Raw genomic sequence first — 15,945 nt, forward strand, 5'->3', positions numbered from 1 at the left:
GACCGGGCCGGTTGCCCCGGCCCCCGCCGCGTCGCCTGCGGCCGCTCCCGCCGCCTCGCCGATCGAGGCGGCCCCGGCCACCCCGGTGCCGCCGATGACGCGCCCGGTGCTGCCGGTCGCTGCGAACGATGACCCGGAGCAGCTCACTCTGGCCGAGAAACTCGGCCTGCGAGCGCCGGGAGAGAAACCCGACCAAACGGGCGAGCAGAACGTGGGGCCGACCCGATGAGGATCGGTCTGGTGCTCTCCGAGGCCGCGAACGGCCTGCGGCGGAACGCCTCGATGGTCGTCTCCGTCGTGCTCGTGACCTTTATCTCGCTGACCTTCGTTGGCGCTGCCGTGCTCATGCAGATGCAGATCGGCCAGATGAAGAATTTCTGGTACGACAAGGCGCAGGTCGGCATCTACATGTGCTCCGATATTTCGCCGGGGGAGACCTGCACCGGCGGTGATGCTTCGCCGGAGCAGATCGCCGCCGTTGAGGCCCAACTGGAATCGCCGACCCTCGCGTCGTTCATCGACAACTACTACTTCGAGACGCACGAGCAGGCCTTCGAGAACTTCAAGAAGCAGTTCGCCGGCAACCCGGTCGCCGACTACGTCACGGCCGACCAGCTCAACCAGACCTTCTGGGTCAACCTGAAGGACCCGGCCCAGTCCGCTGTACTGGTCGAGAGCTTGTCGGGGGTCGCCGGCGTTGAAAATGTCGCCGACCAGCGCAAATACCTCGACCAGATCTTCTCCGTGCTCAACGTGGCGAGCTACACGGCCATCGGTATCGCCGGGTTGATGCTGATTGCCGCGGCGTTGCTGATTGCCACGACGATCCGTTTGTCGGCGTTCTCGAGGCGTCGGGAACTCGGCATCATGCGGTTGGTGGGTGCGAGCAACCGGTTCATCCAGACGCCCTTCATCCTGGAGGGGGTGTTCGCCGCTCTCCTCGGTTCGCTGCTGGCCGGCGGCGCGATCGTGGCGCTCGTCTACTTCTTCGTGCAGGGCTACCTCGGGGCCCGGCTCACCGGCTTCGCCCTGGTCGGCATGGACGATGCGCTCGTCGTCGTGCCCATCCTGCTCGTGGTCGGTGCGGTGCTCGCTGCGTTCTCGGCCAACTTCGCGATCACCCGCTACCTCAAGGTCTAACTCGTGGACGGCACCCGCTAGACTGGTGGGCTGTCTGCCGGATCGGCCGACAGCATCCGCTTGAAGAATCTGAATCGAGGTGAACCATGCCCAGGGAACGTGGCGAAAAAGTTGTGGCGACCAATCGCAAGGCCCGACATGACTACCTCATCAGTGACACCTACGAGGCCGGAATGGTCCTGAGCGGCACCGAGGTCAAGTCTCTGCGCGCCGGCCGGGCGACCCTGGTTGACGGTTACGCCTTCATCGAGGGAGGCGAAGCCTGGCTGGATGCGGTGCACATTCCGGAGTATTCCGGCGGATCGTGGACGAATCACCCGCCGCGTCGCAAGCGCAAACTTCTTCTGCACAAGAAGGAGATCGTGAAGATCAGCCATAAGACCAAAGAGGGCGGATACACGCTGATTCCGCTGCGCATCTATTTCGCGGACGGTCGGGCCAAGGTGGAGATCGCCGTGGCCAAGGGCAAGAAAGAGTACGACAAGCGCCAGACGCTGCGGGAACGCACCGACAAGCGCGAATCGGACCGCGCGATGTCGGCGCAGCGTCACCTCGGCGACTAGCCACCTCCGTCCTTCTGTTGTAGGATGGAGGGCTGCACCGAAAGGTGCGGTTTGGTAACTCAACAGCGTGTGACATGAACCATCGCTGGCGCTTTCACTCTGTAAAGCATGCGATGTGTATGGGGATGATCGGTTTCGACATTGTTTGCGCAATTGTGAGAAGCGGGTCGAGGATGCAGGGTTATCTCGTAAACGATCTCTGCAAAACAATAAGTGCCAATTCAAAGCGCACTGACTTCGCTCTCGCTGCCTAAGCGAAAGCACTAAAGAAGTCCGCCAGACCGGGAATGCTCTCTACCCGGATCCTGACGCCATTTAGAGAGATTGCTTCTACATTGAGCCACGGGGTGTAGAGGGACTTAAACGAAGGCTGGGCCTGTCGGAGTAGATGCCAGTGGCAAATTCCGGGGCCGAGAAAGCGATTTCACTGGATACACCCGTAGAAGGCATATGACCACAACAGTGGACCGGGGTTCAATTCCCCGCATCTCCACCATCGGTTCTGTCACACGCTGTTGTGTTGCCTCTCATCAGGCCGTCCACTGCCCATTAGGTTCAGTGGGTGGCTTGATTTCTTGGTTCATCGATCGAATTAGTGCATTACCAAGTGCCGGAATTAGCCGCTAATTTTCGTCCGGAAGAGTGGAACCCGCTTCACTGGAATCGAACGCCTCGGTGTCTCTGGCGGCGTACTTTCGGTGAGCAGCCTGTCGCGACGTGCCCAGGACCAGCCCAATGGCTTCCCACGAATCGCCGGCCGCGTGTGCGGCTCTTACGGCGCGCTTCAGTTCGTCCTCCGCATGTTCTCGCGCGGTCAGGGCTGCGCCGATCGCACGCAGGTTTCGTCCGTCGCGCGCTGGCATTCCTGTCGGCTCGATAGTGTCGAGCCAGACTTCTACGCCGGCCTTGGCCGTTAGCTTGCTCATGGGCCCTCCCTGGAGGCAATGCTTCAGCGCACTGTCGGCAAATTCCACAGCGTCTTTTAGTTCCTTTGTCATCATAATGATGACGCGCGACCTTGTCGAGGTGTGCGCGCCGGTACTGATGTGATCGGATGCTTCGGATCAGCGCAGGCGCAGGCCGATCGCCGTGCGGATGGGGTCGCGCTGGCCGCCGGAATGCACGATGAAGTCGCCGTCGACGGTGAGTTGGCTGGCGTGGCAGCGGAGGGCGGCCACGACGGTAGGGCGCTGGGCGTCGAGATCGAACCATTCCGCATCCGCTGTGCGAGAGTCAAGAATTTCGGCGTAGGGGAGTGAGAGCGCGCGGCAGGCAGCGAGCGTGGCATCGTGCACGCGTACGTGGTCGGGATGCCCGTAGCCGCCGGTCTGGTCGTAGCTGATCACTAGGCTCGGTCGCACCTGTTGCAGAACCGCGACGAGATCATTCGTGACCTCGCCGAGCGGCGCGCGAGCGAGGGCATCCGTGTCGGAATCGGCGGCCGGGCCGGCCAGGCCGGGGCGGATCCACTCCATGCCGGAATCGCGGTAGCGGCGTTCGGGCAGCCCGGGCGCGCGCGCCGGTGCCTCACCGAGCCAGAAACCCTCGTTGACGCCGAGGGTGCGGGCGGCGCGTTCGAGTTCGCGTTCGCGTTCCTCGGCCAGGGCAGGGGTTCCGACGAGCGGGGAGAGCGGTCCCGCGACGACTTCTCCGCGCTCACCGCGGGTGGCCGTGACCAGGCTGATGCGGATGCCGCGGCCCGCGAGATACGCGATGAGGCCGCCGGTGCTGATGGTCTCGTCGTCGGGGTGGGCGTGCACGAACAGCACCGAGGTGACGACGTGCAGATTGCTCATCGTGCTTGGCCACGGTCAGCGTGAGGTGCAAACTGCACGGGGAAAGCGAATGCGGGAGCCATTCGTCGAGCCTATCGCCGCCAGCCTGTGGTGCCGAAGGCACGCCATGGGCGAAAGGTGGCATCTCGCTAGGCTGGCGCTCGTTCAAGGGGCCGAAAGTGGCACCTCACAGATGATGGAACCTGTTCAAGGGGCCAGAGTTGGCACCTCGCGAAAAACGCGGGAAGGGGCCTGGCAATTTCGGGTCGAACTGGGCGCGCTGCCGATGGCTAGCTGTTCAGGACGGTTCGTCCAATGGCCACGCTACCCGAAGCCTGATTCGATGACGATGACGGCAGCGATGGCGGCCCCGGCGGCGGGTTCGGGTCGACGAGGTCATCGTGATGGATAGCGTCGACCAGCGTGTGCAGCGGCTCCCCGCTGCCGCCCCATTGCAGCGAGATGATCTCGGCGGCGATCGACACGGCGGTCTCCTCGGGGGTGCGCGAGCCGAGGTCGAGGCCGATCGGGCTGCGCAGCCGGGAGAGCTCGGCGTCGGTCACCCCGACAGCGCCCAGGCGCTCCAGACGGTCAGCATGGGTGCGTCGGGATCCCATGGCGCCGATGTAGGCCACGGGCGGGCCGTGCAGGGCGGCTTCGAGCAGGGGAACATCGAATTTGGGATCGTGGGTGAGCACGCAGATGACCGTGCGCGGGTCGATGAGACCGTCGGCGATCTGCTCGCGCAGGTAGCGGTCGGGCCAGCTCACCACGACCTCGTCGACGCCGGGAAACCGGGCGGCGGTCGCGAAGACGCCCCGCGCATCACAGACCGTGACCCGGTAGCCGAGAAAGGTGCCGAGCCGGGCCAGGGCGGTGGCGAAGTCGATCGCACCGAACACCAGCAGGCGTGGCCTCGGCGCGTAGCTCGCGAAGAAGACCCGCATCCCCTCGCCGCGCCGTTCCCCGTCGGGGCCGTAGGTGAGGGTGGTGTTGCGTCCTGCAGCGAGCAGGCCCTGGGTGTCATCGCCGATGGCGTGGTTGGCGCGGTCAGAGCCCAGGTCGCCCTCGAAACCGTGCGGCCGCACCACGAGGTGGCGGCCGAGCCAGGCGGCATCCGGATGCTCGATCACGGTGGCGACCCCCACCGGCCGACCGGCGTCGACGTCTGCGTGTACTCCCTCGAGCAGGGCGAAGGTGGCCCGGGAGACCGGCTCCACGAAGACATCCAGGATGCCGCCGCAGGTCAGCCCGACGGCGAAGGCATCGTCGTCGCTGATGCCGTAACGCACGAGCACGGGCACGCCGTCCTCGGCCACCTGGCTGGCCAGTTCGTAGACGGCGCCCTCGACGCAGCCGCCAGAAACCGAGCCGGCTACGGCGCCATCGGCGCTGACCAGCATCGAAGCGCCGGGCGGGCGCGGCGCGGACTGGAAAGTGCGCACAACCGTGGCCAGGCCGGCCGTGGCGCCGTTCTGCCAGCCGGTGAAGAGGGTATCCAGAACTTCACGCATGTCCGTTTCCCTTCGGTTGTGGGTCAGCGGCCGGACGCGCGCCGACCAATTCGGTATGCGATGAACGCTACCGTGGCCAGCAGCCCCAGAAGTTTCACCGGGTCGCTCAGCTGGTCGGCGACGACGCCCTTGACCAGACTCATCGCGTCCAGGCTCGGCGCGGCCGCCGGGGCTGACCGGTGCGGCGCGGCCCGGTGTCCACCGGCGGGTGCAACGCGGGGAGGGACCGGGCGCGGCGGCAGGCCGGGCCGCGGCGGGGCATCCGCTTGCACGCCGGGGAGCGTGTCGGCGGCGGGGGCGTCTCCGGGCGGAATGTCGGACACGTCGGTGACGGCTCGCGGGGCGGCCTGGGCGAGGGTGGCCGGGTCGTCGACATGGTCGCCGACGGGGGTCGGCGTGGCCGAGCCGCCGTGCGAATCAGTGTCGTCGCCTTCGATGAGGTCTTGCAGGTTGCCGGCGAACAGCGCCATCATCTGCTCGGTGACGCTGCTGATGACGCCCTTGCCCATGGCGGCGGCCTTGCCCGACAGAGACAGATCGGCGCTGACCGTGCCCCGGGTGACTCCGTCGGCTTCGACCAGCACGAGCGTGACGGTGGCCTGGGCGGTGCCCTGCCCGCGGGTCTCCTGTGCCTTGCCAGAGAAGACGGCGCGGTGGCCCTCGGCGTCGCGTTCGTCGACGTTCATCTGGCCGCGGTACTGCATGGTGACCGGGCCGAGTTTCACCTTCATGCCGACCTGGTAGTTGTCGTCGGACAATTTGTTCAGAATCTGCGCCCCCGGCACGCAGCCGGCGACGTGTTCGAAGTCCATCAGGGTGTTCCACACCGTGTCGATGGGGGCGATGACGGTGAAGGTGCTGTCGAGTTGCATCAGAATGTCCTCTGCTGGATGGTTACGGATGGTCGATGGGATGCAGGTCACCGCGAATGGCGGCAGCCACGTCGGCGAGGGCCGCATAGCTGTGCCCGCTGACGAAGGCGTCGCAGTAGGGCAGGGCGGCGGCCATGCCGCCGACGAGCGGCCGGTAGCCGGCGGCGGCCTTGCGCGGATTCACCCAGACGATGCGGTGCGCGAGCCGGCGGAGGCGCGCCATCTGGGCGTCGACATCGGCCGGGTCGTCCTGCGCCCAGCCGTCGGAGAACAGCACGATCACGGCGCCGCGAGCCAGGCCGCGCCGCCCGAAGTCATCGATGAACCGACGGATGCTGGCGGCCAGCCGGGTACCGCCGGCCCAGTCGGTCGCCGTGGCGGCGGCCTGGGCGAGCGCCTGGTCCGGGTCGCGCAGGGCCAGCTGGCGGGTCAGCCGGGTGAGGTGCGTCGAGAACACGAACGCTTCGGCCCGGGCTCCGGATGCCGCGCCCTGCAGCAACGTGAGGAACACCCGGGTGTACGGTTCCATCGAACCCGACACGTCGCAGAGCAGCACGAGCCGGCGCGGCGTCTGGCGGCGACGAGCGTGATGCAGGGTGATCGGATCTCCGCCGGTCCGCTGCGCGGCCCGCACGGTGCGCGCTACATCGAGCCGGTCGCGGCTGTGCGGCGACGGATGCCTGCGGCGGCTCGACCGGGTCGGCGTCGACAGCACGATGCGGGCGACGAGCTGGCGCAGCCGGTCCAGTTCCTCGGGGTCGAGGTCGGCGAACGCCATCTCGTGCAGGTGCTCGTCACTCGAGGCCAGGGCGAGGATGGCATCGCGTTCCGGGCCGTCGGTATCGCCGTCGGCAGAGTCGGCGCCGGGCAGCGGGGCTGGCGGGCGATCGGGCTGCGGTTCGGGAGCGCCGGCCGGCCGATTGGTCGGCGGGGCGGCCTTCGTGCGCGTCTCTGACCCGACCGCCGGGGGAGCGTTCGGGTCACCGCGACTCTCGGCCGGGTCGAGCCGGCCGTCGAACACGGCGCTGAACACCGCGTCGAAGCGGGCGAGGTGCTGCTGCTGGGAGACGAAGACGACGCGGCAGGCCCAGTACAGGGCGGCTCGGTCGGTCGGCGGAACCAGCCGCAGCGCTTCGGCCAGACGCGCCGCGCGGTCCGGTGACACCGGCAGGCCGGCCCGGTGCAGCGCCGTGCTGAACCCGGCGGCGAGGGCAGCCGCTTCGATCGACGGCTGGAGACCGCGGTCAGCCATGCGCGGCCTCCGCCACCCAGGCGCCGCCGCGGGCGGCCGCCACATCAAGGTCGTCCCGATTCTTCAGCACCGAGCCCCAGGTCTGCTCGACCGACCGGCCGCTCAGTTGCTCGATGCCGAGCACGGTCAGCGCGCTCACCCAGTCGATGGCCTCGGCGATGCCGGGCGGTTTCACGAGGTCGAGCGAACGCAAGCGGGTGATCGCCGCTGCGGCTTCGGTCGCGAGTGCCTGCGAGCTGCTCGGCACCCGGCGGCGCACGATCTGCGCGATCCGCTCCGGCCCCGGGTAGTCGATCCAGTGGTACAGACAGCGCCGGGTGAGGGCGTCGTGCAGGTCGCGGGTGCGATTGCTCGTGAGAATCACGATCGGCGGATGCTCCGCCGTGACGGTTCCGAGCTCGGGAATGGTGACCGCCGCCTCGGCGAGAAGCTCGAAGGTGAACGCTTCGAACTCGGCGTCGGCCCGGTCGATCTCGTCGAGCAGCAGCACGGCCGGCCGCGGGCCGGGGTGTTCGATCGCCTGCAGCAGCGGGCGGCGCAGCAGATAGTCGCGCCCGAACAGCTCGGTTTCGGCGAGTTCGACTCCGCGCGCCTCGGCCAGGCGGATGCCGAGCAGCTGCCGGGGGTAGTTCCACTCGTAGAGTGCCTCCCCGGCGCTGATCCCCTCATAGCACTGCAGACGGAACAGCTCGGTGTTGAGCAGCCGGGCGAGCGCCTTGGCGATCTGGGTCTTGCCGACCCCCGGTTCGCCCTCGAGCAGCAATGGCTGCCGCATGCGCACGGCCAGGAACACGGCGGTCGCGAGGCCCTCATCGGCGAGGTAATCCTCCGCGTCGAGGGCACGCTGCAGCGCGCCGACGGACGGCACCAGCTCGGGCACGGTCACCATCGCCGGCACCGCCAACTGCCAGCCTGGCCGCTACCGCGCGGTCGCATACTGCTCCGGATGCGCGAGAAACGCCGTGCGACAGCCCACCGAGCAGAAATACACGATCGTGCCGTTGTGCTCCAGCTGCAGCGACGTTGGCAGTGCCGCCACCGTCATGCCGCAGACCGGGTCGACCGCGGTCGCGGTGACAGCCGCCGCCGGGTCAGCTCCAGCCACGGCAATCGGATGTCCGCGCCCGGCCCGTTCCTGCACCAGCTGCGCGAAAATCGACACCGCGATCTCCCCGGGCGTGCGCGCCCCGAGGTCGAGGCCGGCCGGGCTGAACACCCGGGCGCGCTGCTCGGGCGACACGTCGAGCGAGGCGAGCACCGCCGCGCCGCGCTTCGGGCTCGCCACCAGGGCGACGTAGGGCACCCCGGCGGCCAGGGCGGCGAGCAGGGCCGGTTCCTCGTCGCGGCCGTGCGACGCGACGACCACGGCGGCGTCGCCGACTCGCGGGGCAGCGGAGGCACCATCCGCTTGCACGAGGTCGAAGCCGACCAGCGGCGCGAGGGTGGCGAGGGCCTCGGCGTCGGGGGTCGAGCCGACCACGATCAGTCGCGGGAGCGGAATGCGCGGTTCGAGAAAGATCTCGATCGCGCCATTGCTCACACACGGGTTGGAGACCTCGACCGCGCCGTCCTCGACGATGCTCGACGGCACACCGGCGACGACCTTGAGCAGCAGCGGCTGCCGGCTTTCGAGAACCTGCAGGCTATACAGCCGAACGGATGCCTCCACGCAGGTTCCCCCGACGAACCCCTCGATCTCGCCGGTTGCGCGCACGAGTGCCGTGTCGCCGGCGTGCGCGCTCGTGGGGCGCTGGGCGCGCACCACGGTCGCGTGCACGTACGCTTCGCGGCGTTCGGTGAGTTCCCGTTCGAGGGTCGGGTGGCTGACGGGCATGCTAAACCGGCGGTCTGGTGCGGCCCTGCATGGCTTCCCACACCCGGGAGGGGGTGCAGGGCATGTCCATGTGCACGACGCCGAACGGTGCGAGGGCGTCGACGACGGCGTTGACGACGGCCGGCGGTGAACCGACCGTGGCCGATTCACCGACCCCCTTGGCGCCGATCGGGTGGTGCGGCGACGGGGTCACGGTGAAGCCGGTCTCCCAGTCGGGCACCTCCATGGCGGTGGGGATGAGGTAGTCCATCAAGGAGCCGCCGAGGCAGTTGCCCTCGGCGTCGAACTCGATGATCTCCATGAGCGCCATTCCGACGCCGTCGGTGAGGCCGCCGTGAATCTGGCCTTCGATGATCATCGGGTTGATGCGGGTGCCGCAGTCGTCGACGGCGATGAACCGGCGTACTTTGACGTGCCCGGTGCCCGGGTCGATGTCGACGACGCAGATGTAGGCGCCGAACGGGAAGGTGAGGTTGGGCGGATCGTAGGTGACTTCGGCGTCGAGGTTGCCGTCGATGCCCTCCGGCAGCGCGACCGTGCCGTGGGCGCCCATCGCGATCTCGGCCATGGTCTTGCCCACGCTCGGGTCGCCCTTGACGAACCAGCGGCCCTTCTCCCACTCGAGGTCTTCCGGCCGGGTCTCGAGCATGGCCGCGGCGATGAACCGGGCCTTCTCCCGCACCTTGCGGGCCACGAGGGCCACGGCGGCGCCGCTGACCGGGGTGGACCGGCTGCCGTAGGTGCCGAGGCCGAACGGCGTCTGGTCGGTGTCGCCGTGCACTACGTCGATGTCTTCGGGCGGGATGCCGATCTCCTCCGCCACGATCTGCGCGAAGGTCGTTTCATGCCCCTGCCCCTGGCTCTGCACCGAGATGCGCACGACGGCCTTGCCTGTGGGATGGATGCGCAGTTCGGCGCCGTCCGCCATGCCAAGCCCGAGAATGTCCATGTCCTTGCGGGGGCCGGCTCCGACGGTCTCGGTGAAGAACGAGATGCCGATGCCCATCAGTTCGCCGCGTTCGCGTTTCTCCTTCTGTTCGCGGCGCAGTTCGTCGTAGCCGGCCATTTTCATCGACAGTCGCATGGTGGGTTCGTAGTCGCCCGAGTCATATTCCCAGCCGGTTTTGTTCGGGTAGGGAAACTGCTCCTTCTTGATGAAGTTCTTCAAACGCAACTCGGCGGGGTCCATTTCGAGCTTGCGGGCGAGGATGTCGACCATCCGCTCGACCAGGTAGACCGCCTCGGTCACGCGGAAGGAGCAGGCGTAGGCCACCCCTCCCGGGGCCTTGTTGGTGTAGACGCCGGTGACGGTGCAGTGGGCGGCGGCGAGGTCGTAGCTGCCGGTGAAGATGTGGAAGAACCCGGCCGGATACTTGGTGGGCTGGGCGGTGGCGTTGAAGGCGCCGTGGTCGGCGAGCACGTTGGTGCGGAGGGCCAGGATCTTGCCGTCTCTGGTCGCCGCGATCTCGCCCTGCATGATGTAGTCGCGGGCGAACGAGGTGCTCATGAGGTTCTCGGAGCGATCCTCGACCCATTTCACCGGTTTGCCCGTGACGATGGACCCGACCACGGCGAGGATATAGCCGGGGTAGATGCCGACCTTGTTGCCGAAGCCGCCGCCGATGTCGGGGGAGACCACGCGAATCTTATGCTCGGGAATGCCGGAGACCATGGCGAACAGGGTGCGGTGCGCGTGTGGGGCCTGGGTCGTCTCGTATAGGATGAGCCGGCCGTCGATGGGGTCGAAGTCGGCGACGGCGCCGCAGGTTTCCATCGGAGCCGGGTGCACCCGCGGGTAGACAATCTCCTGCTTCACCACGACGTCGGCGCTCGCGAAGACGGCATCCGTTTCGGCTTTGTTGCCCGCCTCCCAATCGAAGATGTGGTTGTCGGTGCGGCCCTCGAGGTCGTCGCGAATGACGGGAGCGCCCGGGTCCATCGCCTTGCGGGCGTCGACGACCGGTGGCAGCACGTCGTACTCGACCTGGATCAGCTCGAGGGCGTCACGGGCGGCGTAACGGTCGTCGGCGACGACGAATGCGACCTCCTGGCCCTGGAAGCGCACCTTGTCGGTGACCAGCACGGCCTGCACGTCCATCGAGAGGGTCGGCGCCCAGGCCAGGCCGAGGGCCTGCAGGTCGGTGCCGGTGATGACGGCGTGCACTCCGGGGTGGGCGAGCGCTGCGGTGGTGTCGATGGAGACCAGCCGGGCGTGGGCGACGGGTGCGCGCAGGATGGCGCCGTGCAGCATGCCGGGCAGCACGATGTCGTCGACGTAGTGGCCCTTGCCGCGCACGAAGCGCGGGTCTTCCTTGCGCTGCATGCGGCCATGGCCGATCGGGCGATCGTGGTCGCCCGCGGCCGGGTTCGACGGACGGTCCTCGAGGATGGTCATGCGCGCACCTCTTCTTCTTTTTCCGTTGTTTCAGCGGCGGCAACGAGCGGATGCTCCGCGGCCCACTGGATGGAGCGCACGATGGTGGCGTAGCCGGTGCAGCGGCAGATCTGGCCGGAGATGGCTTCGCGAATCTCAAGCGGTTCGGGGTGCGGGTTGTGGTCGAGCAGGGCGCGGGCGGTGAGCATCATGCCCGGGGTGCAGAAGCCGCACTGCAGGCCGTGCTCCTCCATGAAGCCCTGCTGCACCGGGTCGAGGGTGGCGCCGTTGGCGAGCCCCTCTACGGTCGTGATCGTGTGGCCGTCGGCCATGGCGGCGAGCACGGTGCACGATTTCACCGGCTGGCCGTCCATCAGCACGACGCAGGTGCCGCAGTTGCTGGTGTCGCAGCCCCAGTGGGTACCGGTGAGCCGCAGGTCGTCGCGAATGAAGTGCACGAGCAGCACGCGCGGTTCGATCTCGCGCGTGACGAAAGTGCCGTTGATGGTCAGGCTGATCTGCATGAGGGCTCAACTCCTAGCTTGTGATCTCAGAAACGGATGCCGCGGCGCGGCTGCACGCGACCCGAAGTACCCGCCGGGTCAGTTCGTCGGCGAGGTGCCGCTTGTAGTCGATCGGGCCGCGCTGGTCGGCGAGGGGATCGCAGGCTTGTGACGCCAGCAGTCCGGCTTCGACGAAGAGCGCTTCGGTGGGGGCCTGACCGACGAGCACCGCTTCGACCTCGGTCACGTTACGCTCGAGCCCGACCGCGGTGAGGCCGACGGCCACGTGGCTGATCGTGCCGTCGGCGGCGAGCGTCACGCTCGCGCCGGCTGCGGCGACGGCCCAGTCGCCGACCCGACGTTCCACTTTCTCGTAGGCGCTGGCGGAGCCGGCCCGAATGGGAATGCGCACCTCGATGAGTAGTTCGTTCTGGGCGACCGCCGTCTCATACGGGCCGCGGTGGAACTCTGCCATCGGCAGCATCCGCTCACCGGCCGGCCCGCGCACGACGGCCACCGCTTCGAGAACGTGGCACACCGTGGAGAGGTCTTCGGCCGGGTCGGCCTGGCAGAGCGAGCCGCCGATGGTGCCGCGGTTGCGCACGATCGGGTCGGCGATGACGCGTTCGGCGTCACAGATAATGGGGAACAGGTGCCGAACGTCGTCGGATTCGAGCAGGGTCGTGTGCCGGGTCATGGCGCCGATGCGCAGCACCGGGCCATCGACCAGCAGGTAGTCCAGCTCGAACAGGTCGTTGATGTCGATGAGCCAGTCTGGCCGGGCGAGGCGCAGCTTCATCATGGGAAGCAGGCTGTGTCCGCCGGCGACCACCCGGGATTCGGCCCCGTGGCGATCAAGCAGGGCAAGGGCATTGTCAACCGAACTGGCACGAACGTAATCGAACGGAGCTGGAATCTGCACGGGCTTCTCCTCACTGAGAAGGTTCCACGGCACCGCGCATCGTTGCGCGACACTGTCGTGCCACAGCTTGCTCCCCGCGCCCGTGGCTGTCAACATCGAGCACAGCGAAAAACAGGAGTTGGGCACCGCCACTCTCTATTTCGCTCGGCGCACGAGCTAGTCCTGCACCAAGATGGGTTCGGGAGAGGAACGTCATGGCTGCGACGAGGCTGCGGAGGTGGGTACCGGGGATCGACACGGCGCTCGGCTACCGGCGCGCCTGGTTGCTCCCCGACCTGCGGGCGGGCATCGTGCTCACCGCTCTACTCATACCGGTCGGCATCGGCTACGCCGAGGTGGCGGGGCTCCCGCCGGCATCGGGCCTGTACGCCACGATCATTCCCCTGGCCGCATATGCCGTCTTCGGACCGTCGCGCATTCTCGTGCTCGGCCCCGACTCGGCACTGGCACCGATCATCGCGGCCGCGATCGTGCCGCTCGCTCTCGGCGATGATGTGCGCGCAGTCGGCCTCGCCGGGCTCCTGGCGATCATGGTCGGAGTGATCCTCGCGCTCGGCGGAATTCTGCGCCTCGGGTTCGTGACCGACCTGCTCTCCAAGCCCATCCGCGTCGGCTACCTCAACGCGCTCGCCGTGCTGGTCATTATTTCGCAGTTGCCCGCCCTGCTCGGCTTCTCCATCACTGCGGATTCGGCGCTGCTCGACCTGATCGGAATATTCGCCGGAATCGCCGGGGGCGAGGTCAACCTGACCGCGACGCTCTTCGGCCTCGGCTCGCTCGCGGTCATCGTCGTGCTCTCCTGGCGCAGAACCCGGATTTCGGGCGTGCTGGCGGCGGTCGTGCTCGCGACGGCGGTGACCGCGGTCTTCGGGCTGCGGGATGTCTTGCCCGTCGTCGGGGCGCTTCCCCCTGGCCTCCCCGCACCCGCGTTCGGCGGTCTGCAGTGGGCGGATGCTGCCGGTTTGGTGGCCCCGGCGCTCGGCATCGCGCTCATCGCCTTCGCGGACACCGCCGTGCTGTCGCGATCGTTTGCGGCCCGCCGGGGAGAGAACGTCAACGGCAGCCAGGAAATGAGGGCGATCGGCGCGTCGAACATCGCAACCGGACTGCTCGGTGGATTCCCCATCTCGGCGTCGTCCTCGCGCACCCCCGTTGCCGAGAAGGCGGGGGCTCGCTCCCAGCTCACCGGAGTCGTTGGCGCCGTCCTCGTTCTGGCCTTCATACTGTTCGCGCCCGGGCTCACGGATTTCCTGCCCTCAGCGGCCATCGCCGCGGTCGTCATCGTCGCCGCTGGCGGTCTCGTCGATGTGCAAGGGTTCATCGCGCTCATGCGCATGAACAGGGTCGATGCGATGCTTTCGCTCGCGGCCTTCCTCGGGGTGCTGGTGGTCGGTGTGATCGAGGGAATCGCCGTGGCGATCATCCTCTCGCTCGGCGCATTCGTCAGCCAGGCCTGGCGACCCTACCGGGCCGAGCTCGGCCGGATCCGCGGTCTTCGTGGTTACCACGACCTGTCCCGGCATTCGGAGGGCGAACGGCTGCCCGGCATCGTCATCGTTCGCTTCGACGCGCCGCTCTTTTTCGCCAACGGCGGGATCTTCGACGACTACGTACGGGCCACGGTCACGGCTGCCGGCAGCGGTGTGCACACGGTCATCCTCGCGGCGGAGCCCATCACCGACATCGACACCACCGCGGTGGATGAGCTGCTCGAACTCGACGATTTTCTGGCTTCCCGGGGGATTACGCTGGTCTTCGCCGAGATGAAAGGCCCGGTGAAAGACCATCTGCGTGCTTACGGATTGAGCGGGCGGTTTCCGCCCGAGCGGTTCGCCGGCACGGTCGGAGAGGCAGTCGATGAGGCCACCGGAACGCTGCGCGGTGACCTCGACGGCACCCAGTGGCAACCGGATGCCTGACCAGTCCGGTTGATCACACTACCGGGCCAGATACTCATCATGCTGCCGATGAGCCTGTGCCACCTGCTCACGGATCCGATCGATGTCCTTGGCCTTGTTGCGGTACTTGAGCTCCATGGCCAGGACCTGTGCTTCCTCGTCGGTCAGCAGCCGGTAGATCCGCTCGCGCTCGGCGAGATCAGCGGTGTAATCAAGATCAAGGTAGCTGACGGCATGGCGGCGGGCGTTGTTGATGGCGGTCTGGGCTTTGCCCGCCCTGCTCAGCAGTGAGGCCACGACGGTGACGATGAGGGAACCGATAATGACGGTCAGGGACAGGCCGGTGCTGATTTCCACGACCGGGACGGGTTCGCCGCCGTTGATGAACGGCAGGTTGTTCTCATGCAGGGCATGGAGCACGAGCTTGACGCCGATGAAGGCCAGGATGGCCGCCAGTCCGTAGGAGAGGTAGATAAGCCGGTCGAGCAGCCCGTCGATCAAAAAGTACAGCTGGCGCAGCCCCATCAGGGAGAACGCGGTAGCAGTGAAGACGATATAGACGTTCTGGGTCAGCCCGAAGATCGCGGGAATGGAATCCAGCGCGAACAGGATGTCCGTACCGCCGATCGCCACCATGACCAAGAGCATGGGTGTGAGCGCCTTCTTGCCCTCGTGCATGGTGAACAGCTTGTCGCCGTCGTAGTGCTCCGTGGTGTGGAAGCTCCGTTTGGCCAGGCGGATCATAATGTTGTCCGCTTGGTTATCGCCGTGTGCTTCGGGCTTGAGCAGATTACCCGCGGTGATCAGCAGGATCAGGCCGAAGATGTAGAACACCCAGGCGAACGAGTTGATGAGCGCTGCGCCCAGAAAGATGAACCCGGTGCGAGCGATCAGGGAGAAGACGATGCCGAACAGCAGCACCTTCTGCTGGTCCTCGCGGGGCACCCGGAAGCTCGCCATGATGATCAGGAAGACGAAGAGGTTGTCCACCGACAGCGCCTTCTCCGTGATGTAGCCGGCGAAGTACTCTGACCCCATGGTGCTGCCGCCGAACAGCAGAACCAGGATGCCGAAGAGAATGGCCAGGCCCACGTAGATGGAGGACCACAGGGCCGCTTCCTTCAGCGCGGGAACGTGGGCCTTGCGGATGTGGAAGAAGTAGTCGAAGGCGAGCAGCGCCAGGATGACGACGATGGTGGAGACCCAGACGAGGGGCGAAACGGTCATGAACCTTGCTTCCCTGTGAATAGCCGCGGACGTTCTGCCAAACGATAACATCCCTTCCCGGGCGGTCGGGC

Annotated in this window: 14 protein-coding genes, 1 other RNA gene and 1 pseudogene; 5 read left to right on the plus strand and 11 right to left on the minus strand. The window is 67.2% G+C overall.

Annotated elements, in window-relative coordinates; translation table 11 throughout:
- The 4 genes and pseudogenes from E3O06_RS15830 to ssrA form a co-directional block, all read left to right on the plus strand.
- Positions 1–229: pseudogene (locus tag E3O06_RS15830) on the plus strand (cell division ATP-binding protein FtsE); the annotation flags it as partial.
- Entirely contained in the window at positions 226–1,140 is a 915-nt protein-coding gene (ftsX, locus tag E3O06_RS15835) for a permease-like cell division protein FtsX (RefSeq protein ID WP_134504350.1), read from the plus strand. The pseudogene E3O06_RS15830 and the gene ftsX, both read left to right, overlap by 4 nt.
- Before the next feature lie 86 nt (positions 1,141–1,226).
- On the plus strand, positions 1,227–1,703 hold the full coding sequence (gene smpB, locus E3O06_RS15840) for an SsrA-binding protein SmpB (protein ID WP_092108491.1): 477 nt from the start codon (positions 1,227–1,229) through the stop codon (positions 1,701–1,703).
- Positions 1,704–1,824: 121 nt separating this feature from the next.
- Positions 1,825–2,199: a transfer-messenger RNA gene (gene ssrA, locus E3O06_RS15845) on the plus strand.
- Positions 2,200–2,326: 127 nt separating this feature from the next.
- Here ssrA and E3O06_RS15850 read toward each other — a convergent pair.
- The 10 genes from E3O06_RS15850 to E3O06_RS15895 all read right to left on the minus strand — a co-directional run bounded on the left by E3O06_RS15850 (position 2,327) and on the right by E3O06_RS15895 (position 12,749).
- Positions 2,327–2,629, minus strand: coding sequence for a hypothetical protein (locus tag E3O06_RS15850; RefSeq protein ID WP_174843246.1), 303 nt, complete (start codon positions 2,627–2,629; stop codon positions 2,327–2,329).
- A gap of 138 nt (positions 2,630–2,767) precedes the next feature.
- Positions 2,768–3,499, minus strand: coding sequence for a PIG-L family deacetylase (locus tag E3O06_RS15855; protein ID WP_134504351.1), 732 nt, complete (start codon positions 3,497–3,499; stop codon positions 2,768–2,770).
- 269 nt (positions 3,500–3,768) lie between these two features.
- A complete protein-coding gene (locus E3O06_RS15860) occupies positions 3,769–4,992 on the minus strand; it encodes an XdhC family protein (protein WP_134504352.1) in 1,224 nt (407 codons plus the stop codon).
- 23 nt (positions 4,993–5,015) lie between these two features.
- Entirely contained in the window at positions 5,016–5,864 is an 849-nt protein-coding gene (locus tag E3O06_RS15865) for an SRPBCC family protein (RefSeq protein ID WP_134504353.1), read from the minus strand.
- Between the two features lie 22 nt (positions 5,865–5,886).
- Positions 5,887–7,116 (minus strand): vWA domain-containing protein, encoded by a 1,230-nt coding sequence (locus E3O06_RS15870; protein WP_134504354.1) that lies wholly within the window; start codon positions 7,114–7,116, stop codon positions 5,887–5,889.
- A complete protein-coding gene (locus tag E3O06_RS15875; protein ID WP_134504355.1) occupies positions 7,109–8,005 on the minus strand; it encodes an AAA family ATPase in 897 nt (298 codons plus the stop codon). The genes E3O06_RS15870 and E3O06_RS15875 overlap by 8 nt, the downstream gene beginning before the upstream one ends.
- A 30-nt stretch (positions 8,006–8,035) precedes the next feature.
- A complete protein-coding gene (locus tag E3O06_RS15880; protein WP_134504356.1) occupies positions 8,036–8,950 on the minus strand; it encodes an XdhC family protein in 915 nt (304 codons plus the stop codon).
- Between the two features lies 1 nt (position 8,951).
- Positions 8,952–11,345 carry an aerobic carbon-monoxide dehydrogenase large subunit gene (locus tag E3O06_RS15885; protein ID WP_134504357.1) on the minus strand — a complete coding sequence of 798 codons (2,394 nt, stop codon included), beginning with the start codon at positions 11,343–11,345 and terminating at the stop codon, positions 8,952–8,954.
- On the minus strand, positions 11,342–11,848 hold the full coding sequence (locus tag E3O06_RS15890) for a (2Fe-2S)-binding protein (RefSeq protein WP_134504358.1): 507 nt from the start codon (positions 11,846–11,848) through the stop codon (positions 11,342–11,344). The genes E3O06_RS15885 and E3O06_RS15890 overlap by 4 nt, the downstream gene beginning before the upstream one ends.
- Positions 11,849–11,861: 13 nt before the next feature.
- On the minus strand, positions 11,862–12,749 hold the full coding sequence (locus E3O06_RS15895; RefSeq protein ID WP_134504359.1) for an FAD binding domain-containing protein: 888 nt from the start codon (positions 12,747–12,749) through the stop codon (positions 11,862–11,864).
- A 194-nt stretch (positions 12,750–12,943) separates the two neighbouring features.
- Between E3O06_RS15895 and E3O06_RS15900 the strand changes: the two genes are divergently transcribed.
- On the plus strand, positions 12,944–14,668 hold the full coding sequence (locus E3O06_RS15900; protein WP_134504360.1) for a SulP family inorganic anion transporter: 1,725 nt from the start codon (positions 12,944–12,946) through the stop codon (positions 14,666–14,668).
- 18 nt (positions 14,669–14,686) lie between these two features.
- On the opposite strand, the gene E3O06_RS15905 is transcribed toward E3O06_RS15900, so the two are convergent.
- Positions 14,687–15,874, minus strand: coding sequence for a TerC family protein (locus E3O06_RS15905; protein WP_134504361.1), 1,188 nt, complete (start codon positions 15,872–15,874; stop codon positions 14,687–14,689).
- Positions 15,875–15,945 lie beyond the last annotated feature (71 nt).

The organism is Cryobacterium glaciale (genome assembly GCF_004402535.1).
GTDB lineage: Bacteria > Actinomycetota > Actinomycetes > Actinomycetales > Microbacteriaceae > Cryobacterium > Cryobacterium glaciale.